Origin of the sequence: Virgibacillus oceani (assembly GCF_041521345.1) — a bacterium.
Taxonomy (GTDB): domain Bacteria; phylum Bacillota; class Bacilli; order Bacillales; family Amphibacillaceae; genus Virgibacillus_N; species Virgibacillus_N oceani_A.
Map to the genome: position 1 here is coordinate 13,515 of NZ_JBGOHB010000029.1, position 23,145 is coordinate 36,659.

Here is a 23,145-nt window from a genome sequence, read left to right on the forward strand (position 1 = left end):
ATTTAAAAAGAAAACCCCTGCTGCACTATCATGCAACAAGGCGATTTCTCTGTACATTACTTGTAAAATACGCATTAGCGATAGGTTAAATATCGTTCATACCATTGATCTACAAAGTCCGGGGAAAATGGCCCCTGTCTTTGCCGGATCCATCTCATCAAATAATCGACGTTATTATGCAAAATACGGTCCAGTATTTTTGGATAATTCATCATAATTTTATGTTCTTCATACTCATCCTCGTCCAATAATTCAAACGTCATATCAGGAAAAACCTTTACGTCAAGATCGTAATCAATATATTTTAAGGCTTCCTCGTCATAAACAAATGGTGAACTGATATTACAGTAATAATAAATTCCGTCATTCCGGAGCATTCCAATGATGTTAAACCAGTGTTTCGCATGAAAATAACAAATGGAAGGCTCCCTGGTTACCCATGATCTTTTATCACTTTCCAGTACCAATGTTTTGTCATTTGCTCCGATAACTACTGTTTCCGTACCTTTTAACACAAGCGTCTCCTTCCACAGGCGATGGAACTTTCCATTGTGTTTGTAGCTTTGTATTTGAATTCTTGACCCTGCTTTCGGAGCAGCCATACTATCTTCCTTTCTATAAAATCCGCCAGCAAATTCACTAACCATTATAATGCTAATCCTAAAAAACATAAAGTATTACGAAAATAATGTGCAAGTTTTGCCCTATTTTGGTCTAACACATGCGTTATTTATCCACGACTCACAGCAATTAAAAAAGAGCTTCCTGGAAGACAGGAAACTCTTTTTGTATTTGGGGTTAAAGATGTTACTTTTTGTTTTGCTGTGATTTTTGATTTTGCTTTCTAACTTCCTGAGCGTTAGTTTGTTCAGCTCCAAACTCAGTACCATACTGTCCTTGGCCTTGGGCCGCTTGTTGGTTTTGCTGTCTTACTTTTTGAGCATCCGTTTTCGAAGCTGGATTTTGGTTTTGGTTTTGTTGCTTAGCCATCAATATCACCTCCGCAGTAGTTAATTTGTCCACTTTGCTCATTGTTATCCCGACTTGTTAAAGTAATTGTCAGGCAATTTATTCCATATTCGAATAAAAAACCGGGATTCAACACAAATTATGAACGTAATATTTTTTTGGAGGTTGAAAATAATGAAGACAGCAAGAAGGGATTTCACCGAGTTGTCCATGATGAGCAAAACCGATTGGAACAAAGAGGAATTGGATTATTTTCAACATGCCCTATCCCAGTTATTACCATATGTGAACCCAGAAGGATTAAGCATATTGCATGAAATTAATGAAGAAAGACAAAACCGGAGATGAAAATCTTCCATTAACTGATAACTCCTGACTGCACCAAAAAAGCTCCCATTTTAAAGGGAGCCCTATACATTATTCCTGGATGTACTTCATCATCTTCTGATGGGAGACAGGAAAAGGATATTCTTCCAGTTTTTCCTTATCCACAAAAAATACACTATCCTTTTTTACTGCTGTTTCTTCCGTGGTCGCTTCATAAATATCCAATTGCCAGATCAGATGGGTAAAAACATGATTCAACTTTCCGAGCTTTTTTTTCATCTGAGCTCGTATACCATAATTTTTATATATCCAGTCATCCGCCTGTTTCAGATCCACCTCTGAATCAGGAATCATCGGAAATTGCCACAGATTGGCGAGCAATCCTTTTTCCGGCCGTTTTTCAATCAGGTATTCATTTTTTTCGTTTCCAATTAGCAATACAGCATAGGATATTTCCCGCTGTTTCTTTGCTTTTGCTTTCACAGGCAGTTCTTCTTCCCTGCCTTGAGCAAATGCTTCACAATGAGCTTGTACCGGACAGAGCAGACAGCCAGGGGAACGCGGTGTACAGACTAAGGCACCCAATTCCATTACAGCCTGATTAAAGGAAGCTGGATCTTCCTTGCTTATTACTTCCCGGACTTTTTCATCAAATAGCTTTTTCGTTTTTGTCAGGGATATATCTTCCTCGATCAGCAACAGACGGGAGAAAACACGCATGACATTCCCATCAATTGCTGGTACAGGCTGGTTATAGGCAATGGATAAAATGGCTCCTTTCGTATAGGGACCAATTCCTTTTAAATCTCCCAGTTCTTTTTCATTTTCAGGCACATTTCCGCCATAGGAAGAAACTACCTCACGTATCGCGTTTTGCAGATTTCTAGCGCGGGAATAGTACCCAAGGCCTTCCCAGGCTTTCAAAACATCCTGTTCCTCTGCTTCTGCCAGTACTTCTGGCGTCGGGAACTTTTCAATAAATCGCTGAAAATACGGGATGACTGTATCAACCTTTGTTTGCTGAAGCATAATTTCAGAGACCCAGATTTTATACGGATCTTGATCTTCACGCCAAGGCAATTCCCGTTTATTTTCATGATACCATTCGAGTAAATCCTGCTGGAAAGCGAAAGTGTTCATATTATCTAAACTTTTATATCTGATAAAATCACATCCTGTATGGTACAATAAAGTAACAATAAAATACTTTTGATAACCCAGTTTTTATTCATATAATTTCAAATATCTTTATATACACTGTAACTTGAAACTAAGGAGGACCTTAATTTATGGATACTGGTACCCACATTGTCATGGGTGTTGCCCTCGGAGGTTTGGCAACATTGGATCCAGTAGTGCACCAGGACCCTACCCTCTTCCACGCTGTTTTAGTCGGAACAATTGTAGGTTCTCACGCACCGGACTTTGATACGGTGATGAAATTAAAAAATAATGCAACTTATATCCGTCACCATCGCGGCATAAGCCATTCTATACCTGCAGTTATATTTTGGGGGATTTTCATTGCAAGCATCATTTATATGTTTGTACCCCAAGTCAATTTTCTGCATTTATGGCTGTGGACTGCATTGGCAGTGATTATACATGTGTTTGTTGATATATTTAACGCATACGGCACACAGGCATATCGGCCTTTTACCCATAAGTGGATAGCCCATGGTTTTATTAACACGTTTGACCCATATATATTTATTCTGCATATCGCAGGAATTGGCGCTTGGGTGCTTGGTGCAAGCCCTGGATATACCTGGCTGACCATATATACGGTTATTGCATTATACTATATTAAACGGTATATGGATAAAAGAGAAATCACGAAAAAAATTATAGATTTTTTTCCCAATACGAAACAAATTGCAACATCCCCGACGATTAAGCAAAACTACTGGCGGGTTGCAATCACCACCGGGGAAAAATTTTATGTAGGCACAGTGGCAAATGGCCATATTGAAATTGTTGACGAATTTAATAGGGTGCCTTTACCCGATTCAGAAATAATGGAGGTAGCAAAAACAGACAAAAATATTAAAGCATTTTTAGCTTTTTCTCCTGTTTACCGTTGGGAAATAAATGATTTTGACGATTTCACAGAAGTTCGTTTCATTGATTTACGCTATCGCTCCAAAGGACATTACCCATTTGTTGCCGTAGTTCAAATTGATGATAATATGCGCATCATGAGTTCCTACACAGGCTGGATTTTCTCCGAACAAAAACTGCAAAATAAATTGTATGTTGAAGAAAGTCCCGTATAAGGCGATAAGTAAACGCGCGTGTTAAAAGAGCCTGGGACAAAACCTGAGGAAACACTGAAAAGACGGAAAATCTACTATGGTAGCTCCGGAAATATACGTAGACTCCGGCGGGAGAAAAGGCATCGGTGAGACCCCGGAGTGCGACAGCACAAGGAGGCTCACCAGCCGCCCGCGGCAAAGAAGACACACTGAAAGCCACCAAAGGGAGTTTGAAGTGATGTCGTACTTGTTCCCGTGGTGAAAGCGCAGTATATTTCCGGAGCGGTTTTTAAGTTCCAGTTTAGTGATACTCGGATTTTTGTTTACTTCAATTGTCCTGTCCCGGCCTCTTTTCGGGGTGCTGTAAGCAATACTGCGCTGATTCAGTTATTTGTAAAGTTCCATCCTGCAGATTTCGGGGCAGCGGCTGATTTCAGGATTCAAGTATTGATTCAGCGTTTCCGGAAATAACACGGTTCCTGCATTTCATTGGTCGAACTGTTCGTTGTTTCCAAAATATGGAACAATAAAAGAAGCGTCCCTTTGTTTCACTTTTTGTCTCCAAGCAGGGAGATGGGGATGGCTTCTGTTTTTTCGTATTGTTCGTTTAATAGGTTGATGCGGTTGCCCCAGGCAAAGACGCCGTTGATATAATCTATTTTGAAGTTCATACCGGGTTCCATTTTGAGTTCATATGTTTCGCCGGCTTTAAAGTCATCCGGGTTTAATGTATATGCAATGGCGACTTGCATTTTGCGTTCATTTACTGCTACTTCGGATATGTTGCCCACCCGTTCCGCTTTCATGGCCTTGTCTTTGAGTATGCTAATTTCTTCATGAAGCTGCTCAATGGAGTAGTCGCTATATCGAAAATAATTACTGTTATTATTCATCATGGTCCCTCTCTTTCCTATTCATTTTACCAATTGTTTCGGGAAATGAAAATGATGAAAATCATAGATGCTCATCAAGAAATTTTTCAATGACTTCAAATGAAAATCCTTTTCTGTAAAGTCCCTCTTTTATTTTCTGGCGCAATTCAAATCCTTCCAGCTTCTGCCCGTGCTTCCTTAGCAACTTTTCGCCTTGATACACCGTATTTTCCCATTCTGAGTCATCGTCTTTTTCCTCTTCTATATTCATGAACACATCTTTCACCACATCCTGGGTAAACCCTTTTTGCATCAAATTCGCCCGTAGCTTGTCCACTCGCTGTCTGAATGAGTCTTTTTTACTTTGGCTGAGCTTTTTCTCCACCCAATTGGCAGCTTTTTCATATTGATCCCCATAGCTGAATAGCTGAATGGCTTCACTAGCAATAGATTCGGAAACACCTTTATCAATAAGTTCTTTTTTAATCAGCAGCGGCCCCTTTGCTGCTGTATTTATTCTTGATGTAACAAACAAATTGGCAAACTGCTTATCATCAATTAATTTTTCCTTTATTAATTTCTCTATAATTACCGGAATTTGTTCCTCATCTACTTCTTTTTTCAACAAATAATCATGTATTTCTTTTTTTGTACGCATTCGGTAGCTTAAAAATGTGATAGCAAGGGTATACGACTTATGTAATGTATCTTTTTGGATGAGTGTGGAAACCATCGTGTCATCGAGCTCAAGGTTCTTCCTTAGTCTGTATTCAACGAGAACCGCTTCATCTACACTGAAGCCATACTTTTCACCTTGACCATCATCTAAAAAGATATTATAACGATTCTTATATTTCTTTTGTGTAGTGATCCTGGTTATTCGAGCCAAAGTTTCTCACCCCTTTCCCTTATAACTATAGCTTAAAAATAACCAGGACACTACTATAAGAATCGTTTTGCTGCATATAATAAATAGGATATAATTGTATTTATGAACATTCACAATAACTATGGACGGTAAGGAGGCAAGTGCAGGAAAAGATAACCTGCGCGAATAAGATGAATATATTAATAACCGGCGGCACGGGTTTTGTCGGCAAAAACCTCACTAAAGTGCTTCATGAAAATAATCACCATACGTACGTGCTCACAAGATCACCAGCGTCTCAAACAAATACGGAAAATTCCACTTTTATCAGTTATGATTACCCTGTCGATAAACTCCCCAAAATTAATGCAATTGTTAACTTGGCCGGGGAATCCATTTTTGGCTATTGGACAAAAAAGAAAAAAGAAGCGATTATCACGAGTCGGATTACCATTACGCGTAAGCTCATCAAAATGGTTGAGCGGATGGATGAAAAGCCCGAAGTATTTATAAATGGCTCTGCAGTAGGCTATTATGGCGTGGCAGAGGATATGGTTTTTACAGAGGAGACGAAGCAGGCTGGAAATGATTTTCTAGCTAAAGTAGCTGTAGAATGGGAACGTATCGCAAAGCAGGTGGAGAAATTTGGGGTTCGTACTGTTTTTACCCGATTTGGTGTCATTTTAGGTGACGGAGGTGCCTTGCCCCTCATGCGACTTCCCGTCAAAATGTTTGCTGGCGGAAAAATCGGAAACGGGCAGCAATGGCTGACTTGGGTGTATGTAAAAGATGTGGTCGACCTCATTCAATTTTGTATTGAAAATGATCACATCGAAGGTCCGGTAAATGTGACTGCACCAAATCCAAAAAGGAATAAGGATTTTATGAAAACCATGGCAAAGGTGCTCCGCCGCCCTTACTGGTTTACCACCCCTTCCATGTTTATTACACTGGCAACCGGCGAGATGAGTCAGCTTATTACAAAAGGGCAATATGTGCTGCCGCAAAAAGCATTGGATCATAACTTTACATTTGCTTATCCCGAATTGAGAGGTGCCTTGGAGGATATTGAAGACCAGTGGTGATTAGGTAAAAAAAATTATCCTGATTTAATTGTATAAATCTTAATCCTTGGTAAAAACTATGTGAAAAAGAAAAGGGTGAGATTTTTTGAAAAAAGACCAGCGAGAAAAATTTTTATCCAAGACACAGGAAGTTCTCTATCAAAAAGAATTTAAGCATGCAGATCGTGTTTATAATAAACTTTCCACGAAAGGAAACCGCAGTTAACTACTTCGGTTTCTTTTTTCTGGTAATGAATCAGCTTATTTCTCTCCATTTTTCCAGCATGTCTTTCGCATCTGTTTTTGCCTCTATTTTATAAGCTCCAAATCCATAACCAAGCTGTATATCAACTGATTCCAATAATACTGCGACCTGCCATATATCTATTTTTTTTACGTTCCACAAATAAATGATCATGGTGCGGTGATCCAGCACCTCGATTTCAAACGCATCTTTATAAAAAATAGAACGGAGAAGTCTGCTTTTCGTTAAGCTTGAAATGGTTGGATGATACAACATCATGCAACTTACCATATGCTTGTTCCTCGCTTTCTGTTCTTTATAGGTACATTTTACTATATGTTCGTATAAAGAACAATCAGTCCCCCCTTTCCCCATGATGTCGTGTTAGGATTAATTGTACTTAAATAAGGAATTCAATCCTAATCTTTCTATAAGAGTGTGATCATAAATGAGTTTGGAGAAATTATCATATAATATTAAATTTTTTCGTGATCAGCTTGGGTTAACCCAACAGGAACTCGCCGATGAAATAAATGTTTCCCGATCAAACGTTGCAAAATGGGAAAGTAACACTGCCCTTCCTGATGCGAAGTCCTTACTCAATTTGAGCCGCTTATTTCATGTATCTATTGATCACCTTACCGGAAACTATTCATTCCGCGAAGATCTGCTGAAAGACTTCAAACGAATTTATAGTTCAGAAACCATTTCCTTTGAAGACGAAGTAGCAGAACTTATTGAATATATTATGATGCACCCGCACTTCAAAGAAGACATCCATCGTTTGAAAAATCTACCGATGAAGAAACAGCTATACATACATAAGGTGCTGGAAAATATGATTGATCCGTTAGATCATTTATAATCCATCAGGGAATTATTAATATATTCTACTGATGGATTTTATTTTGTCCATTAAACCTCTTCCCCAATAATGCAATAAGATAAATTTATACCATTAATCGAAAACCGGCTATCGACCAGATTTTTTTGGTTATATGAAACATATCCACTCGCTTATCCGTATATTTTTTAAATGTTAAAAAGGAGGCGGTCACAATGGAAACCCTGCAGGAAATTAACTGGCAGCTTATTGCCCCATTATTTGTCATTCAGGCAATTCTTTTGCTTGTTGCCATCATCGACTGGGCAAAAACAGATGAATTCCGCGGACCAAAATGGATGTGGTTTTTCATTATTGTATTTGGAACAGTGATTGGTCCGATTATCTATTTTATTTTTGGAAGGGGGCAACGCTAACATGGCTTTATTATCCGTTACAAATCTATCAAAAAAATATGACAAGCATCTTGCTGTGAACAATGTGAGCTTTGAATTTCAATCCGGGTCTTGTATTGCGTTAATTGGACCAAATGGCGCTGGGAAAACAACGATATTACGTATATTAGCAGGTTTGCTGCAGCCTAGTTCAGGAAGTGTGAAATTGAATCAAATAAATGGGAATAGGGATATACGTCAGCACATTGGTTATCTTCCGCAGTACCCTGTTTTTTTTACATGGATGACAGGTAGGGAGTTTCTGCTCTACAGTGGTCAGCTGGCTAATTTATCAAAAGAAAAAGCGGCGGCTGAAGCGGATAAACTACTTGAAAAAGTTAGTATTGCGGAGGCTGGAAATAAGCGGATTGCTAAATATTCAGGGGGGATGAAACAGCGGCTCGGCATTGCTCAGGCTATCATACATAAACCAAAACTATTAATATTGGATGAACCGGTTTCTTCCCTTGATCCAATTGGACGACGAGAAGTACTTACTTTAATGGAGGAATTGAAGGCGGAAATGACCATTCTTTTTTCCACCCATATTTTAACGGATGCAGATGAAGTAAGTGATGAACTCCTGTTACTCCACGAGGGTGAAATAGTGGAAGCTGGTTCGATAGATAAACTACGCCAAAAATATCAGACAGCAGCAATTGAACTGGCGTTTACACATAATACAGCATTTTATCAGGATAAGATTTTGCGTCTGGATTCCATCACGAATTGCTATACAGAACGGGAAACTTTACATATAACAGCAACAGATATTTCCGCAGCTCGTCAGGAAATATTAAAAGCTGCAGCGGAAGAAAATTGGCCTTTAACAAGCTTTACACTGCATCGCGCTTCCCTGGAAGACATGTTTATGAAGGCGGTGAAACAGTAATGCAATGGACAACACTTTTTAACAAAGAAATAATGGAAAACTGGAGAAATAAGAAGTGGTTATGGGTACCGCTCGTGTTTATTTTATTTGCTATTATTGATCCGCTCTCCAACTATTATATGCCGCTGATCATCGAATCTATTGGCGGAATGCCGGATGGCACCGTTATTGAACTGCCGGAATTCGCTCCGGCTGAAGTGATATTAATGATACTCGGACAGCTTAGCAGTTTAGGGGTGCTGGTGGTCGTTCTTATGTCAATGGGTGTGATTGCCGGGGAAAGAAAAAGCGGGGTAATCGAATTAATTTTGGTTAAACCGGTATCCCACGCTCATTATATTACTGCCAAATGGGCTGCACTGCTTGCACTTGTCTGGGCAGCGCTAATTATCGGAATTACAGCTGGCTGGTATTATACTGTCATTTTATTCGGGGGGCTTCCGGTTATTTCTCTATTGCAAGTTATCTTCTTTTATGGACTGTGGCTCACATTGGTTGTAACGATCGTGACTTTTTATAATGCCGTGGTGAAAACCCCTGGTCTTGTCGCTTTTTTATCCATTGCAACGATCATGGTTATGAGTGTTTTAACGCAAGTTTTTGGACGTTATCTGGAATGGAGCCCAAATAATTTATCCAGCCATATTTTTGAATCACTAATGATGGAGCAGGTCACCGGCGATTTGATCGCAACAGGGTTTGTCACAATTGGATTAATTACTATTTTATTGATGGGATCTATCATTTTATTTAGAAGAAATTCGCTTGTAGAGTAGATGAAAAAGGGTTAGAGAATAAAATGACTTCTCCAACCCTATTTTCTTACCTTACCTCTATCCGTTTTATAAACAAGAAAGAAAGCAAGTAAAGAATCAAACCGATACCGAACACTTGATAAAATATTCCGATCTCAAATGCAGCAAATAGCTCCTGGAAAAAATCAAAGATCCAGCCTCTGGCTACAGCAACAAGCAATAAAACTGCCAGAACACCGAGCACACTTCCGGACCCAAGAAGCCCAAAGCGATGGATAAGCAGCCTGATCAAAAGCATGACCATAAAAGCAAAGAACATCATTGTTGTATCAATAATCATTCTCGTATACCAATTGTTTTCCAGGAAATGGGCGAAATGGAGAAAAGTAAAAATATCAATTCCGGCAAATGCATTAAATGCCTCTACAAGCTCCTGCAGTACTGTTCCAAACAACGATTTCGCCACGGATATAACAAAGATAAAAATTCCGATGGCAATGAACATATTTTTTCGTGTTGCACCCATTTTTATAGAAAACGGCATGAAGTCTCTAACCGTTAAATAGCCTACGATTGCTGCATAAACATACATCGGGATGTTCAGGAAAAAAATAAAATTTGTCTCTCCATCTACTCCGGTTAAAAAATAGGCAAATGCAAGCGCTGAAACCAAAATCCCTAATAAAATTGTCCAGAAAATCATTAAAGAATAACGAAGATCCATAATAAAAAAGTATAATAGCCCTTTAAGTTGTCTGCCCATTAATTATGCCCCCTCCTTTTGAGTTAAATGAATCATCAGTTCCTGGATTGGTATTCCTTCAGCCTGTAGTCCATGGACTTCCGCTTCCTGCTGATTGCCATAAACATATGCTGTCATCATACCGGCCAGCTCTTTTTTATCAATCACTTCTTTGTTTTTAATAAATTCCTCGACCGCTTCTTTCTTCCCGCTTACTGCGCACGTATTATTCCGTAAATTTTCCGCTTCTTCCTGTAAAACAAGATGGCCCTCCTGCAAAATCAGAACCTCTTCAAACATCAGACTCACTTCATCAATTAAATGTGTGGATAAAATAATCATCCTGTTTTCTTCTTCATATTCTTCCAATAATATTTCATAGAATTTTTTACGGGCAGCTGCGTCCAATCCGATATATGGTTCATCAAAAATAGTAATCGGAGCTTTGCTTGCAAGTCCTGCGATAATGCCAAGCGACGACTCCATCCCTTTGGAGAGTGTTTTCACCTTCGCATTCATATTCAGGTTGTATACTTTGATTAAATGCTCTGCAAGCTTTTGGTCCCATGTCGGATAAAAATAAGAATAGATTTTTAATACATTCTTTACCTTCAAATCCCTTTTAAAGTTATGACCTTCTTTAATCAGGCAAATGGACTCGGTAAGTTTTTGGTTATCAAATGGTTTTTCGTCATTGATTAAAATGTCTCCTTCTGAACCTAAGATGTTCCCAGCTAAAATGTCCATAAAGGTCGTTTTTCCGGCACCATTCCGGCCAAGAAGCCCAAATATTTTTTTCCCTTCCAATGTGAAAGATACATTTTGCAATGCGTAATTTTGCCCATATTTCCTCGTCAGGTTTTTTACTTCAATTTTCATTTGGTTCATCCTCCCTCTCCACCATTTCCAGCAGTTCCGTTTTACTGATGTACAGCTTTCCCGCTTCTTCTTTTAACGGCAATACATAGTTTTGATAAAAGCTTTCTTTTCTCTTTTCAATTAAAATGTCCTTCGCATCCTCCGTAACAAACATGCCAACACCCCTTCGTTTCATAAGAATAGATTCTGCAACAAGCTCGTTAATTCCTTTAGCCGCTGTAGCAGGATTGATTTTGTAGTAAGCAGCAAGTTCATTAGTCGATGGCACCCGGTCATCAGGTTTGAGCGAGTCATTGATGATCTGGTCCTCGATCTGTTCTTTAATTTGAAGGAAGATGGGCTTACTTTCATCAAGCATATTTTTCATGAAATCACCTTTATCAATTAGTTGGTTAATCACTTATGTAACTAACCATATAACAAGTGAACATTTAAGTCAATATATTTTGGAAAAAATGTTTATACATTTTTGCCCTAAAAAATAACGGCCTCCCCATTAAGAGAAACCGATATTTTTAACTAGCAGTTTTTTTCATACGGTGAAGCGGATTTTCATTCGGTAGAACAACATAGTTCTTCCCGTCCGTTTTAATGACAACATCCCCGAATGCTGCTGTGGAATAAATCGTGGTATTTATTTTATCTAAATTATCAATAACACGATCAACCGGGTGGCCGAAAACATTTTCCTGACTGTAGGTAAGCAAGGCAATTTCCGGATTTACTGCCTGCAATAAAGGGAGGGATGTGCTTGTATTGGAACCATGATGTGCTACTTTGATAATTTCCGCTTCCACATCATGCTCTTCTATTAGCTCTTTTTCCTGTTCCATCTCGATATCACTCATCAGTAGAAAATCAACTTCTTTATAGGTAATCTTTAATGCGATGGAGGACTGGTTATTCGTTTTGGTTGCTCCATACGTATTTAATACAAGAATTTTAATTTCTGGGTCAAGTCTTATTTCTTCATTTTTCATAGCAATTTGCACCGGTATATTTTGCTTCCGAATTTCATACAGGTATGCTGCATATGTTCTCGTGGAATGCAGTTTTCCAGAGTCAAGAATATTTTTCACTTGTATTTCCTGCATTACATGAGGCAGGCCGCCAATATGATCCATATCCGGATGGGTGGCTACGAGGAGATCAATCGATTCAATTTGATGTTCTTTCAGGTAGGAAGCTACTTTTTCACCAGATTCAGGCGGACCGCCATCAATAAGAATCGTTTTATCTGATGGTGTTTGAATCAGCATACTGTCTCCTTGCCCTACATCAATAAAATGTACTTGCATATCTTCAATATAGCTACCGTACGTTTGTACTGGTATTAATGTGATAAGCAGAAGGGTGAATGTTAAGGTAATAATTTGTTTAGAATGGCGCATAGGAACATCCTTTGTCTGATGAATGTACTTCTTATTGTGGTTTATATTTGATTGAATTATGAGTAGGAGAAGGAGTTTGTTTATTAATATTTATTAAAAAAGGGAAGTTTGCTCGGGAATGGGTGAACGCGCGATTTCGGACTGGAGACGCGCGATTAAAAAAAAGCTGCTGAGCAGTGCTCAGCAGCTTTTTTTATCTTTTTAAACTTTTGCTACAATGATTTCTTCATTTTCTACGTCAACATTTACTTTATTAATATCTTCGCCTTCCAGAATCAGATCTGTCAATTGATCTTCAAGTTTATCCTGGATGACTCTGCGTAAAGGCCTTGCACCGAATCGGCGATCATAGCCAAGTCGAACCAATTCTTGTTTTGCTGCTTCTGTAATCGTAATTTCGATATCGTTATCCTCAATGGTTTCTTGAACGTCTTTGAGCAGTAGGTCAACGATTTCCAGTAAATTATCTTCTGTTAATTCGTTGAAGTTGATAATCGCATCGAAACGGTTCAGGAACTCCGGCTTAAAGTACGCACTCAAGTTTTCCAGCGTAGTTACGGATTCATGTTGAGGATTGAATCCTACATTGATTGTTTTATCCCCGCTTCCTGCGTTACTTGTCATGATGATCACAGCCTCTTTAAAGCTGACAGTTCGTCCATGGGAGTCTGTCAGATGGCCATCTTCCATGATCTGCAGGAACATATTTTGTACATCGGGATGCGCTTTTTCAATTTCATCCAACAGAATAATGGAGTAAGGATTATGGCGCACACGTTCCGTTAATTGCCCGGCATTCTCATGCCCTACATACCCTGGAGGAGAACCGATTATTTTGGAGACAGTGTGTTTTTCCATATATTCACTCATGTCCAGTCGGATTAAAGATTCGCGAGAGCCAAACAGTTCCTCCGCAAGTGCTCTTGTTAATTCTGTTTTCCCGACCCCGGTCGGACCGACAAACAGGAAGGATCCAATCGGACGATGTTTGGACTTCAGACCTGCACGGCTTCTGCGGATTGCCTTCGCAACCTTATTTACTGCCTCGGTCTGTCCAATTACTTTTGCACTTAGATTCCCTCCGATGTTTTTCATTTTTTTCTGTTCATCTGCCTGTAATTTTGTAACGGGGATGCCCGTTTTCTCTTCTACAATTAATTGAATATCTGAGACATCTACATCAATATCCTGTTTTTCGTCCTTTGCTTTTTCCAGTTGTTTTTGCAGCTGTATTTCCTGATATCGCAGGTTTGCAGCTAATTCGTATTCCTCTTTTTCAGCTGCTGCTTCTTTTTCTTTTTTAATTTCCTCAAGACGCTGTTCAATGGAATTAGAATCCTTTTCTGCATTCGACAGATTTAAACGGGAACCTACCTCATCCATCAGGTCAATAGCTTTGTCCGGCAGGAACCTATCCTGAATATATTGGTTGGACAATGTGACAAATGCCTGGATTACATCATCAGCATAGCGAACCTCATGGAATTTTTCATAGCGATCTTTAATTCCGTTTAGAATTTTCACCGCATCTTCCTCGGATGGCTCTTTCACGGTAATTGGCTGCAAACGGCGTTCCAAGGCGGCATCTTTTTCAATTTGTCTGTATTCTTTCAGCGTAGTTGCACCGATCAATTGCAGTTCTCCACGTGCCAATGCCGGTTTTAAAATGTTGCCTGCATCCATTTGTGAGCCTTCTGTTGTTCCGGATCCAACAAGAAGATGAACCTCATCTACGAATAGAATGATATCATCTCTTCCCTGCAGTTCCTGAATCAATTGTTTCATACGTTCTTCAAATTGACCTCGGATACCTGTATTGGCAACCAGCGAAGCTACATCTAGCACATAAACTTGTTTATTCACCAGCTTTGCAGGTACATTTCCCTCAATCATTTTCAAGGCTAAGCCTTCAGCAATAGCTGTCTTACCAACACCGGGTTCTCCGATGAGTACCGGGTTATTTTTATTTCTTCTGTTCAAAGTTTCAATGACACGTTTTACTTCATTTTCACGGCCGATCACAGGATCAACTTTTCCTGATCTTGCTTTATCTGTCACATTCGTGCCGAGCTGATCAATGAGACCATTACCGCGATTTCCTTGGGCTTGTCTTGTTTTTGTTCCTGCTTTTTGTGCCCCATTTCCTTGGAAGAAGTTATTGGAAAATGCTTCTTGTTCTCCACCAGTGAAAAAATCATTGGAATTCATCATTTTACCTTGGATTTCATGAAAACAGTTATTACATAGATGCATCTGCATTCTTTCATTGTTCATTTGAAAGCTTAAATTTACGTTTGCGTCATTAACTCCACAATGCTGACATTTCATCGATACATTCCTCCTAAAATTATTTTTTCAACTTTATATATCAACTTTGACTTTGACTATATTTGACCTTTGATTATCATTATACTCTGACCTTCTTTGACTTTCAAGTCCTTTGATTCATTTTTTTAAACTTGTATTAACAAGCTCGAAAGGAGTTATGCCATTACAAAGCTATTGCTTAGAGCATTAAATTCTATAATTTCATGGAGTATAAGTAAACAATCAAAATGTGCAAGTCCTTTTCTTTTCCCTGATTAGAGATTCAAAACAAGATTGGGGAAATGGTTTTATAATGATGTTTAAGATCAAACTTAAACGGAGCTGCCGGAAAAGTGAACTTCATAATGCTAATGAAGTTCACGTTCAGACGGTTTTTGGCGAAAATAATCTTCATACAGCCGCTGAAGGTCAAATTCTCACGTAATTGCCGGGAAAATGATCTTCATAAAGATAATGAAGTTTCACTTTATGTGGAGTTGCTCATGAAATGATTTTCATAAAGTCTCAACGGAAAAGTTATAATGAACTTCTTTTTATTGGTATGAAATATATAATTTCACAACTCCCCAGACGATAAAAAAACAGGCCCACCAATATGGCAGAACCTGTTTTCACTATGATTTCTATGCTTTCTGTTGTTCTTTATGCCGTAGCTCCACACGTCTGATCTTTCCTGAAGTTGTCTTTGGAAGCTCTGCCATAAACTCAATTTGCCTTGGGTACTTATATGGTGCAGTCATTTCTTTCACATGATCCTGCAGTTCATTGATCAAATCCGGATTGCTGCTGTCCACTCCCTCTCTTACAACAACAAATGCTTTTACAATACTTCCGCGAACTTCATCAGGGCTTGCAACCACTGCACATTCCTGCACGGCAGGGTGTTTGACCAATGCATCTTCTACTTCAAATGGCCCAATTGTATAACCGGAGCTAATGATAATATCGTCGCTTCTTCCTTCAAACCAGAAATAGCCATCTTCATCCTTGGATGCCTGGTCGCCTGTAATATAGTAATCGCCTCGCTGGGACATTTTCGTTCTTTCCATATCCTTGTAATACTCCCGGAAAAGTGCGGGCGAATCAAGTTTTAATGCGATATCCCCTACTTCACCCACTGCTACAGGATTCCCGGATTCATCAACAATTTCTACTTCATTTCCAGGTGTTGGTATACCCATTGATCCGGGCTTTACTTCCATATTTTTCATCACACCTAGGAGAAGTGTGTTTTCGGTTTGCCCATATCCGTCACGTACCGTAATATCAAAGTATCGCTGGAATGTATCTATTACTTCCACATTCAATGGTTCACCCGCGGATACAGCACTATGTAAGGCAGGCAATTTGTAATCACTTAAATTGTCTATCTTTGCCATAATGCGGTATTCTGTCGGTGTACAGCATAATACGTTGATTTCATTATCCTGAAGCAGTTGCAAATACGTTTTTGGATCAAATTTTCCGTTATAAATAAAACCTGTCGCACCCGAACCGAGTACAGATAAAAATGGGCTCCAAATCCATTTTTGCCAGCCCGGCCCGGCGGTTGCCCAAACTTTATCCCCTTCATTGATGCCTAACCAGTTTTCCGGAGCGGTTCTCAGGTGTGCATAGCCCCAGCCTTGTGTATGTACAACCCCTTTTGGATTTCCTGTGGTACCGGATGTATATGGTAAAAAGGCTATATCATCTTTTGTTGTTTCTGCCATTTTCAGTTCATCTGAAGCTGCTTCCTTTAAGCTGTCCAAGTGAAACCAGCCATCTGCTTCTTCTCCTATTACAAATTTCTGTAATTCACCATACTCCTTTATTTCCTTGTATTGATCCACATGCGGGTAATAACTTATTACTCCGCTCACTTCTCCATGGGAAACACGATATTGCAAATCCTTTGTTTTCAACATTTCCGAACTCGGAATAATAATCAATCCTGTTTTCAAACAGGCAAGGTACGATTCATATGCATCGATCAAGCGAGGAATCATGATGATTACTTTATCTCCTTGCTTCAGCCCATTCTCTAAGAGAGCGTTTCCAATTTTGTTCACATTTTTCATTAGCTGGGAATATGTAATTTCTTTCGTTTCTCCATTGTCATTTTTCCAAATCAGTGCTTTTTTTGTTGAATCATTCGCATAACGCTCCACTTCCATCACAATATTATAGTCGTTTGGCGCAATTAACTCTTCGCTGTTCATGTTATCCTCCCCCAATGCTAGTATACTTAACAGTATAGCAAAGAATTGGAAACCATAAAATAAAAACTATTATTACTCTATAAGTTTCATAGTATGTAAAAAATTCCTGTATTTTATCATGTGCCGGTTCGATGGTGCTTTAAAGATAAGAAGAATGGGACAAGGTTCCTGTCCCTCTGTCCCATTCAGTAAATTCCTTCTGGCAGCTGATCTTTTAATACAAGGTCATCTAAACTTTTAAAGGAGTATCCTTCTTTTTTTAATTCGGTAATTAGATGCTGCAGTGCTTCGGCATTATCGGATGATACGGTATGCAGCAGCATGATTGCTCCAGAATGGATCTGCGCCATTATTTGATCAAATGAATATTCCCACCCTTTTTGTTTATTGGTTTCCCAATCAATGAATGCCAATGACCAGAATATATGCATATAACCTAATTCACTTGCCCATTGCAATGTTTCTTCATTAAACATTCCTCTTGGCGGTCTGAGGTATTTTAAGTCGTCCTGATCTGATACCTCCGCTACTGCTTCTTCCAATGTTTCCAACTCTTCCTTCACTGCTTTCTTCGTAATAACCGAAAAATCAGGGTGATGGTAGGAATGGTTACCAACAATGTGCCCTTCATCCACCATTCTTTTTACCAGGTCAGGTTCACTTTCCACATAATGGCCAGTAACAAAAAATGTTGCTGGTACTTCCTCTTTTTCCAGCACATCCAATATGTCACCTGTATAACCTTCCTCATACCCATTATCAAATGTTAAGTAGACATTCTTTTCGCCTGATTCATCAGCATAATATGCGCCATATTCCTCGAGAAGATCCTTATATTTCCCAATGTCCGGAATTTCATGGTTACTGTTTTTTTTAAAGCCCCAGCCATAGCCTCCTGCAGCTTCAGCCTGCAATATATTCAAAAAAAAGCTGATAAAAATAGTCATTGATACTGCCGCAAATATTCTCATAACAACACAACCCACCTATTTTTCTGTTATCTTTTCCCGAGGAATATTTTTTATTCAACTTGAAGATATCGGCAATTTTTCTAAATAGTACAAAATACCCTTGTTAACCATATAGGCTGCCGGTACCCTAATAGTATATTGGGATGAAGTCGAGACTCGAAAACAAAATAAATCGTTTATATACTTTTAACTCCACAACAGACTGGAAGAGGATTAATTTATTTGACATGAAGTGAATCATTTCTATTACAGGAAGAAAGTTGTTTTATCCAAATAATTGCAGCTCCCCCTCAAAAACAATGAATTTCAAGCTATCTTAATGAAGGTGATAACAAATGAAAAAACTGCTCCAGTATTTTTTAATATTAATTGCTTGTTCGTTATTATTCGGTTGCCAAACATCTGCAAATCAAGAGAAAGATGAACAAAATGGTAATGAAAATATTATTGAAGGTAAGGACATTTTTGAATTTAAACATATTGATAAAGCTCCAGAGGCAACTGAGAAACACCCTATTGAAGAAGTGATTAAAGTATATTTTAATGATTGGTCTATTGACAAACTTCATGAGGGAGTAGCCATAGATATTGAAAATAACGAGTATTACGTTAATCCCATCATCAGTGGTCGTGGGTTTCGGGCAGACTATAACTATCAAATAAGCGGTGCGGAAGAAGTTTTAAAGATATTAGAAAAATATGAGGTGCAAAGCTGGAAAAGGGATTATACTTTTGAAGATCCCGACTCCTATCAGGATGGCTACAGCTGGAGTCTTAGGCTGCAGTACGAGAATGGATCAGTAAGCAAGCACTTTGGAGAAGGTACTTCCGCGGCAGAAATCACGCCAGACGACTTCGAACCTTTTGTTTCAGAATTGAGAAACTTTGTTGATGAGAAAATGGAAAAGAATTAAAATCACTTCCTCCCTAATTAAAACAGGGAGAAAGTGATTTTTTATTACAATATAATCGCAGCCACCCAGCCAAATATAATTAATGGAATATTATAATGAATAAATGTTGGAACCACCGTATCCCAAATATGATGATGTTTTCCATCTGCGTTCAATCCGGCTGTAGGTCCGAGTGTACTGTCTGAGGCGGGCGATCCCGCATCCCCTAGTGCACCTGCTGTACCGATGAGGGCAGCTGTGGCCATTGGTGAAAAGCCTGCAGCCATACATAACGGAACATACAATGCTGCGAGTATTGGAATGGTACCGAATGACGAACCAATTCCCATTGTTATAACTAAACCAACAAGCAATAATATCAAAGCAATAATCACTTGATTATCTCCTAAAAATCCGGAAGACATTTCGACTAGGGCATTTACGGCACCTGTTTCAGTTAAAATATTGCCGTAACCATTTGCTACAAGCATAACAAATGCAATCATACCCATCATGGCAATACCGTCTGTCATTACTTTATCCCCGCGCTTAAATGGTACAACCAATAATAAGAACATAAGAATTAATCCGGTTAATGCACCTGCGATCAAGTCATCCGTAATAATTTGTACAACCAACGCTGCGACTATTGCTATTAAAGTGAAAACGTGTTTTAGGTTAAACGTTACTTTTTCCTCTTCACTCGTTTTTATTGCATCGGCTGTACCACCTGCTCCTGGTACGGCATCTCGATCTTTTCTATACGTGAAAAATACAGCGATCAGTAAGCCAACAACCATCCCAAGTCCCGGAATCAACATAGCCAGCGCTGTTTCATTAACAGTTATCGCGACACCATTATTTTCCATTCCTTCTACAATAATTCCATGAAATATCAGTCCGAAACCTGCAGGAATCATGACATATGGTGCTTTCAAACCAAAAGTCAGTGCTGCAGCAACAGCTCGGCGATCCATTCGCATCTGATCAAAAACTTTTAATAACGGCGGTATTAATATTGGTATAAATGCAATATGCACCGGTACAAGGTTCTGCGATAATGAAGCAACACCGGCGATCACCAGCAGCATCATTGTCTTTTTACCTGTCAGAATACGAATTAAGTATCTGACCAGAATTCCCGTGATTCCTGTGTAGCTGATCGCTACAGCAAAAGCACCAAGTAAAATGTAGCTTAGAGCGGTATTTGCCCCGCCGCCCATACCTCCTACAAGCATTTCAATAGATTCAATAATCGAAAGTCCAGCCATAATACCAGCGGTTAATGCAGCAATAATAATGGCCATAATCACATTCACACGCAATAAACTTAATATGGTCATCACTAATACAGATACAACGACAACCCATTCCATCTTTTCTTCCTCCTCTAATTCCCTGTTATCTATTTATTATATTATTAATACTTTATTATGATAAAGTATTAAAGCAAGAAAATCAACCCTTCTATACTATTTTTATGCATAAGAAAAATCCTGTATGCAGCTACAGGATTTATCACACTTCGAATAGTTTCTCGCAAAATCCGAGGATTGATATATCTTTCTGGTGGGACGAGCATTTAGCGCAATCCCAGACACCGTTCAATTGATATTATAGGAAAATCCTACATGATCCTGAACTGGGATCCAGGCGCCTACACTTTGTTTGGTAACATTTTTGATTTCAATGGATTTATTCGAGCCTTTCAGCTTTATATAAACCTCGCCAAAAGTGACTTCTCCTTTTTCACTAACAGCTGGCGCATATGCTTCCAATATGCCATATTTTTCAGCTGGAACCTGGTAGGAATGATCCTTTTTCGTATTATGGCCAATGACAGTGTTGAAAGAGAGCGGAAGTTCTACCTTATTCTTTGTATGCAGAAGCATCATCTTCTTTACTTCTTCCGGTCTGGATATTTTATTCGTTAAGGCCCCTTTAATTTCTTTCTGTTCCTGCTGCGTATAGGTTAATTGCTGATTGGCATTCCCGCCAAGATTATTAATTTCGTTTTTGTTAACCGATTGGTATTCCCAATTAATCACTGTATCTTTGGAGGTGTAGTTCAAAGGCCATCTCCCTATAAAAACTTCTCCACGGTAACCAATCGCAATAGGAGAAGGATTAAGCGTGGTTTCATTCAGTGTTTTAATTAAATCGGGATTTTCTATCGGTATGTCCATATCCTTCACCAGTTCGCTGGTTAATTCACTTGGTTCAATCACTTCCTGGTCTTCTGCTGAATTGTTATACGTGTTTTCATTTTCAATACTCAACACATGACTTGGGATCTCAAACTCATTATTTTCTTCCTCAGCCTTCTCTTTTTCCGCAAATGCGTTGAGTGGAAACATGAGTGAAAGCATCAGGAAGAAAATAAGGATGGTGCTATAACTTCTTGCATTCATTTGTCCAAATCCCTTCTTTTTCCCTTAGTTTTTTCAGACAAATGATTTTTATACCCTTTTTACATAGTTAAAGGGACGATTTCAAGATTTTCCTCAATTTCTATACTATCTTCCACGGAACGCACCATTGAGCAATTTTTTCTGCTGATCTCCAGGTTTTTATACAATTTATCAGGGTCAAGCTGTTTCCCTTTGATCATAAAGTTCAATTGGATTTTTTCTATTCTATTAGCTTCTTTTTCATTGCGCCATACCTTGGCATCTACTTGGAGGTCATGGATTTCCGTCCGTTGCTTTTCCATAATTTTCATAAATACGGAGCTGCTGCAGCCGACAATTGAAGCAACCATTAACTGATACGGTCGATAGCCAAATTCCTCATTTCCGGATATATTTAATTGTCCATAATCTAATTCAGTTCGCACACCATTTTCTTTTAATGTAAATTTCATATTGTTCCCTCCACTACTATTTTCTGTTACTATTACTATTTCCTTTTATACTAATAAGATAACGTATTTTTCTTAGTATACCTACTGAGAAAGCTTGACCTTTTGTTTAAAAGAAGATTAAATTGAAAAGGGATAAACACGGATACTTATTTTAGGAGGCGAGCAATGATGGTATCTGTTCAAACAAGATTCTGGATATTAATTGCACTCGTTGGGATTTCCGGATTTTCTCAAGGAATGCTACTGCCACTTTTGGCCATTATACTCGAACAAAATGGGGTGCCTTCCTCTGTGAACGGACTCCATGCCACAGGTTTATATATTGGTATCATCTTAGCTTCTCCATTTATGGAAAAACCATTACGAAAATTCGGTTTCAAGCCAATCATTCTTATTGGTGGAATGCTCGTTTTTATTTCCTTGGCTTTGTTCCCGTTTTGGCAGGCTCTTTGGTTTTGGTTTATATTGCGCATGTTAATCGGTATCGGTGATCAGATGCTTCATTTTGGTACACAGACCTGGATTACTTCCACTGTTTCAGCGCATACGCGGGGGAAAAGCATTGCCTATTACGGTTTATCTTTTGGCCTTGGATTTGCTTTAGGGCCACTGATGACCCGCCTGCTGTCTGTGAATGAAGCTTTGCCTTTTCTCGTATCGGCAGTGATTAGTATGCTCGTCTGGTCAAGTATGCTTTTTGTGAAAAATATGATTCCGGAGCACGCGTTTGAAACTGGCAAGCAAACCAGCACTGTAAAAAGGTTTGTCCAAACGGCGAAAATAGCCTGGATTGCATTGCTTCCCGGCTTTGGCTTTGGATTTTTGGAAGCTTCCCTGCATAGTATTTTTCCGATTTATGGTTTGCGGTTAGGTCATACCGTAGACATTTTAGCATTTATCATCCCGTTTTTTGCTTTAGGGAGCCTGGTTACCCAAATCCCCTTAGGTGTTTTGAGTGACCGTTATGGGCGAAAAAGGATCCTTTTATTTATTATATCAGCAGGGGCAGTCTGTTTTTTCCTCGCTGCTTTATTCGAAGCCTCCACGATTGCCTTATTTATATTATTTGCCTTGTCAGGGATGCTTGTCGGTTCATTATTTTCTTTGGGGATTGCCTATATGACCGATTTATTGCCGCAAAACCTGCTGCCGGCTGGTAATTTAATGGTCGGCATCACGTTCAGCATAGGAAGCATCAGCGGCCCTTTTATCGGCGGCATTTATGTAGATTTATTTCCAAATGTCTCCTTTTTCTATTTACTAAGTGCTATATTAATGCTTGTTGCTGCCGCTCTTTATTTTAGAAAAGAGCCGGCAGCAGTTTAAGAGAGAGCGGTACTTGCTGTGATATGC

Annotated in this window: 26 protein-coding genes; 10 read left to right on the forward strand and 16 right to left on the reverse strand. The window is 39.0% G+C overall.

Features of this window, described 5'->3' with window-relative positions:
• Positions 1-74 precede the first annotated feature (74 nt).
• Positions 75-602: a nucleoside tri-diphosphate phosphatase gene (ntdP, locus tag ACDX78_RS18015; RefSeq protein ID WP_486029600.1), complete on the reverse strand. Its 528-nt coding sequence runs from the start codon at positions 600-602 to the stop codon at positions 75-77.
• A gap of 205 nt (positions 603-807) precedes the next feature.
• Positions 808-990 carry a gamma-type small acid-soluble spore protein gene (locus ACDX78_RS18020; RefSeq protein WP_486029554.1) on the reverse strand — a complete coding sequence of 61 codons (183 nt, stop codon included), beginning with the start codon at positions 988-990 and terminating at the stop codon, positions 808-810.
• Positions 991-1,143: 153 nt separating this feature from the next.
• Here ACDX78_RS18020 and ACDX78_RS18025 point away from each other — a divergent pair, with 153 nt between their 5' ends.
• Complete coding sequence (locus ACDX78_RS18025) at positions 1,144-1,317, forward strand: hypothetical protein (RefSeq protein ID WP_486029555.1); 174 nt, start codon at positions 1,144-1,146, stop codon at positions 1,315-1,317.
• A 69-nt stretch (positions 1,318-1,386) separates the two neighbouring features.
• On the opposite strand, the gene mutY is transcribed toward ACDX78_RS18025, so the two are convergent.
• Positions 1,387-2,436, reverse strand: a complete 1,050-nt coding sequence (gene mutY, locus ACDX78_RS18030) for an A/G-specific adenine glycosylase (RefSeq protein ID WP_486029556.1) — start codon at positions 2,434-2,436, stop codon at positions 1,387-1,389.
• Between the two features lie 149 nt (positions 2,437-2,585).
• Between mutY and ACDX78_RS18035 the strand changes: the two genes are divergently transcribed.
• Entirely contained in the window at positions 2,586-3,572 is a 987-nt protein-coding gene (locus ACDX78_RS18035; RefSeq protein ID WP_486029557.1) for a metal-dependent hydrolase, read from the forward strand.
• A 527-nt stretch (positions 3,573-4,099) separates the two neighbouring features.
• On the opposite strand, the gene ACDX78_RS18040 is transcribed toward ACDX78_RS18035, so the two are convergent.
• Entirely contained in the window at positions 4,100-4,444 is a 345-nt protein-coding gene (locus ACDX78_RS18040; protein WP_486029558.1) for a YfhH family protein, read from the reverse strand.
• Positions 4,445-4,505: 61 nt separating this feature from the next.
• A complete protein-coding gene (gene recX / locus ACDX78_RS18045) occupies positions 4,506-5,312 on the reverse strand; it encodes a recombination regulator RecX (protein WP_486029559.1) in 807 nt (268 codons plus the stop codon).
• Between the two features lie 140 nt (positions 5,313-5,452).
• Between recX and ACDX78_RS18050 the strand changes: the two genes are divergently transcribed.
• Positions 5,453-6,376 (forward strand): TIGR01777 family oxidoreductase, encoded by a 924-nt coding sequence (locus ACDX78_RS18050; RefSeq protein WP_486029560.1) that lies wholly within the window; start codon positions 5,453-5,455, stop codon positions 6,374-6,376.
• Positions 6,377-6,461: 85 nt separating this feature from the next.
• Positions 6,462-6,581, forward strand: a complete 120-nt coding sequence (locus ACDX78_RS18055; protein ID WP_486029561.1) for a YfhE family protein — start codon at positions 6,462-6,464, stop codon at positions 6,579-6,581.
• A 30-nt stretch (positions 6,582-6,611) separates the two neighbouring features.
• Here the strand turns inward: ACDX78_RS18055 and ACDX78_RS18060 are convergent, their stop codons facing one another.
• Positions 6,612-6,890 (reverse strand): hypothetical protein, encoded by a 279-nt coding sequence (locus ACDX78_RS18060; protein ID WP_486029562.1) that lies wholly within the window; start codon positions 6,888-6,890, stop codon positions 6,612-6,614.
• Between the two features lie 157 nt (positions 6,891-7,047).
• Here ACDX78_RS18060 and ACDX78_RS18065 point away from each other — a divergent pair, with 157 nt between their 5' ends.
• The 4 genes from ACDX78_RS18065 (at position 7,048) to ACDX78_RS18080 (ending at position 9,545) form a co-directional block, all read left to right on the forward strand.
• Positions 7,048-7,464, forward strand: coding sequence for a helix-turn-helix domain-containing protein (locus tag ACDX78_RS18065; protein WP_486029563.1), 417 nt, complete (start codon positions 7,048-7,050; stop codon positions 7,462-7,464).
• Between the two features lie 194 nt (positions 7,465-7,658).
• A complete protein-coding gene (locus ACDX78_RS18070) occupies positions 7,659-7,859 on the forward strand; it encodes a PLD nuclease N-terminal domain-containing protein (protein WP_486029564.1) in 201 nt (66 codons plus the stop codon).
• Between the two features lies 1 nt (position 7,860).
• Positions 7,861-8,769 carry an ABC transporter ATP-binding protein gene (locus ACDX78_RS18075; protein WP_486029565.1) on the forward strand — a complete coding sequence of 303 codons (909 nt, stop codon included), beginning with the start codon at positions 7,861-7,863 and terminating at the stop codon, positions 8,767-8,769.
• Positions 8,769-9,545: an ABC transporter permease gene (locus ACDX78_RS18080; RefSeq protein ID WP_486029566.1), complete on the forward strand. Its 777-nt coding sequence runs from the start codon at positions 8,769-8,771 to the stop codon at positions 9,543-9,545. Before ACDX78_RS18075 ends, ACDX78_RS18080 begins: the two co-directional genes overlap by 1 nt.
• A 46-nt stretch (positions 9,546-9,591) precedes the next feature.
• Here ACDX78_RS18080 and ACDX78_RS18085 read toward each other — a convergent pair whose 3' ends face one another.
• From ACDX78_RS18085 to pdaA, 7 genes are all read right to left on the reverse strand, one after another.
• Entirely contained in the window at positions 9,592-10,287 is a 696-nt protein-coding gene (locus ACDX78_RS18085) for a hypothetical protein (RefSeq protein ID WP_486029567.1), read from the reverse strand.
• A 3-nt stretch (positions 10,288-10,290) separates the two neighbouring features.
• The gene (locus ACDX78_RS18090; RefSeq protein WP_486029568.1) at positions 10,291-11,145 is read right to left on the reverse strand and encodes an ATP-binding cassette domain-containing protein; all 855 of its coding nucleotides are present in this window, start codon (positions 11,143-11,145) and stop codon (positions 10,291-10,293) included.
• Positions 11,135-11,512, reverse strand: a complete 378-nt coding sequence (locus ACDX78_RS18095; RefSeq protein WP_486029601.1) for a GntR family transcriptional regulator — start codon at positions 11,510-11,512, stop codon at positions 11,135-11,137. The genes ACDX78_RS18090 and ACDX78_RS18095 overlap by 11 nt, the downstream gene beginning before the upstream one ends.
• A 148-nt stretch (positions 11,513-11,660) precedes the next feature.
• Positions 11,661-12,536: a ComEC/Rec2 family competence protein gene (locus tag ACDX78_RS18100; protein ID WP_486029569.1), complete on the reverse strand. Its 876-nt coding sequence runs from the start codon at positions 12,534-12,536 to the stop codon at positions 11,661-11,663.
• A gap of 201 nt (positions 12,537-12,737) precedes the next feature.
• Positions 12,738-14,864, reverse strand: a complete 2,127-nt coding sequence (locus ACDX78_RS18105; RefSeq protein WP_486029570.1) for an ATP-dependent Clp protease ATP-binding subunit — start codon at positions 14,862-14,864, stop codon at positions 12,738-12,740.
• Between the two features lie 623 nt (positions 14,865-15,487).
• Complete coding sequence (gene mbcS / locus ACDX78_RS18110; protein ID WP_486029571.1) at positions 15,488-17,065, reverse strand: acyl-CoA synthetase MbcS; 1,578 nt, start codon at positions 17,063-17,065, stop codon at positions 15,488-15,490.
• A gap of 185 nt (positions 17,066-17,250) precedes the next feature.
• On the reverse strand, positions 17,251-18,036 hold the full coding sequence (pdaA, locus tag ACDX78_RS18115; protein ID WP_486029572.1) for a delta-lactam-biosynthetic de-N-acetylase: 786 nt from the start codon (positions 18,034-18,036) through the stop codon (positions 17,251-17,253).
• Positions 18,037-18,371: 335 nt separating this feature from the next.
• On the opposite strand from pdaA, the gene ACDX78_RS18120 reads away from it, so the two are divergent.
• Positions 18,372-18,950 (forward strand): hypothetical protein, encoded by a 579-nt coding sequence (locus ACDX78_RS18120; protein WP_486029573.1) that lies wholly within the window; start codon positions 18,372-18,374, stop codon positions 18,948-18,950.
• A gap of 44 nt (positions 18,951-18,994) precedes the next feature.
• Here the strand turns inward: ACDX78_RS18120 and ACDX78_RS18125 are convergent, their stop codons facing one another.
• The 3 genes from ACDX78_RS18125 to ACDX78_RS18135 form a co-directional block, all read right to left on the reverse strand.
• Entirely contained in the window at positions 18,995-20,305 is a 1,311-nt protein-coding gene (locus ACDX78_RS18125) for a Na+/H+ antiporter family protein (protein WP_486029574.1), read from the reverse strand.
• 228 nt (positions 20,306-20,533) lie between these two features.
• On the reverse strand, positions 20,534-21,340 hold the full coding sequence (locus ACDX78_RS18130) for a YfkD family protein (RefSeq protein WP_486029575.1): 807 nt from the start codon (positions 21,338-21,340) through the stop codon (positions 20,534-20,536).
• A 59-nt stretch (positions 21,341-21,399) separates the two neighbouring features.
• Positions 21,400-21,792 (reverse strand): OsmC family protein, encoded by a 393-nt coding sequence (locus tag ACDX78_RS18135; protein ID WP_486029576.1) that lies wholly within the window; start codon positions 21,790-21,792, stop codon positions 21,400-21,402.
• 168 nt (positions 21,793-21,960) lie between these two features.
• Here ACDX78_RS18135 and ACDX78_RS18140 point away from each other — a divergent pair, with 168 nt between their 5' ends.
• Positions 21,961-23,118 (forward strand): MFS transporter, encoded by a 1,158-nt coding sequence (locus tag ACDX78_RS18140; RefSeq protein WP_486029602.1) that lies wholly within the window; start codon positions 21,961-21,963, stop codon positions 23,116-23,118.
• The last annotated feature ends 27 nt before the right edge of the window (positions 23,119-23,145 follow it).

Excerpts from the sequence above, each read along its gene's own strand:
- ACDX78_RS18090 (WP_486029568.1), bottom strand. The coding sequence starts at position 11,145 with ATGAAAATTGAAGTAAAAAACCTGACGAGGAAATATGGGCAAAATTAC.
- ACDX78_RS18020 (WP_486029554.1), bottom strand. The coding sequence starts at position 990 with ATGGCTAAGCAACAAAACCAAAACCAAAATCCAGCTTCGAAAACGGAT.
- ACDX78_RS18120 (WP_486029573.1), top strand. The coding sequence starts at position 18,372 with ATGAAAAAACTGCTCCAGTATTTTTTAATATTAATTGCTTGTTCGTTA.
- ACDX78_RS18040 (WP_486029558.1), bottom strand. The coding sequence starts at position 4,444 with ATGAATAATAACAGTAATTATTTTCGATATAGCGACTACTCCATTGAG.
- ACDX78_RS18080 (WP_486029566.1), top strand. The coding sequence starts at position 8,769 with ATGCAATGGACAACACTTTTTAACAAAGAAATAATGGAAAACTGGAGA.
- ACDX78_RS18095 (WP_486029601.1), bottom strand. The coding sequence starts at position 11,512 with ATGAAAAATATGCTTGATGAAAGTAAGCCCATCTTCCTTCAAATTAAA.
- mbcS (WP_486029571.1), bottom strand. The coding sequence starts at position 17,065 with ATGAACAGCGAAGAGTTAATTGCGCCAAACGACTATAATATTGTGATG.
- pdaA (WP_486029572.1), bottom strand. The coding sequence starts at position 18,036 with ATGAGAATATTTGCGGCAGTATCAATGACTATTTTTATCAGCTTTTTT.
- ACDX78_RS18105 (WP_486029570.1), bottom strand. The coding sequence starts at position 14,864 with ATGAAATGTCAGCATTGTGGAGTTAATGACGCAAACGTAAATTTAAGC.
- mutY (WP_486029556.1), bottom strand. The coding sequence starts at position 2,436 with ATGAACACTTTCGCTTTCCAGCAGGATTTACTCGAATGGTATCATGAA.
- ACDX78_RS18065 (WP_486029563.1), top strand. The coding sequence starts at position 7,048 with ATGAGTTTGGAGAAATTATCATATAATATTAAATTTTTTCGTGATCAG.
- ACDX78_RS18085 (WP_486029567.1), bottom strand. The coding sequence starts at position 10,287 with ATGGGCAGACAACTTAAAGGGCTATTATACTTTTTTATTATGGATCTT.
- ACDX78_RS18140 (WP_486029602.1), top strand. The coding sequence starts at position 21,961 with ATGGTATCTGTTCAAACAAGATTCTGGATATTAATTGCACTCGTTGGG.
- ACDX78_RS18130 (WP_486029575.1), bottom strand. The coding sequence starts at position 21,340 with ATGAATGCAAGAAGTTATAGCACCATCCTTATTTTCTTCCTGATGCTT.
- ACDX78_RS18100 (WP_486029569.1), bottom strand. The coding sequence starts at position 12,536 with ATGCGCCATTCTAAACAAATTATTACCTTAACATTCACCCTTCTGCTT.
- ACDX78_RS18135 (WP_486029576.1), bottom strand. The coding sequence starts at position 21,792 with ATGAAATTTACATTAAAAGAAAATGGTGTGCGAACTGAATTAGATTAT.
- ACDX78_RS18125 (WP_486029574.1), bottom strand. The coding sequence starts at position 20,305 with ATGGAATGGGTTGTCGTTGTATCTGTATTAGTGATGACCATATTAAGT.
- ACDX78_RS18070 (WP_486029564.1), top strand. The coding sequence starts at position 7,659 with ATGGAAACCCTGCAGGAAATTAACTGGCAGCTTATTGCCCCATTATTT.
- ACDX78_RS18060 (WP_486029562.1), bottom strand. The coding sequence starts at position 6,890 with ATGGTAAGTTGCATGATGTTGTATCATCCAACCATTTCAAGCTTAACG.
- ACDX78_RS18035 (WP_486029557.1), top strand. The coding sequence starts at position 2,586 with ATGGATACTGGTACCCACATTGTCATGGGTGTTGCCCTCGGAGGTTTG.
- ACDX78_RS18025 (WP_486029555.1), top strand. The coding sequence starts at position 1,144 with ATGAAGACAGCAAGAAGGGATTTCACCGAGTTGTCCATGATGAGCAAA.
- ntdP (WP_486029600.1), bottom strand. The coding sequence starts at position 602 with ATGGCTGCTCCGAAAGCAGGGTCAAGAATTCAAATACAAAGCTACAAA.
- ACDX78_RS18075 (WP_486029565.1), top strand. The coding sequence starts at position 7,861 with ATGGCTTTATTATCCGTTACAAATCTATCAAAAAAATATGACAAGCAT.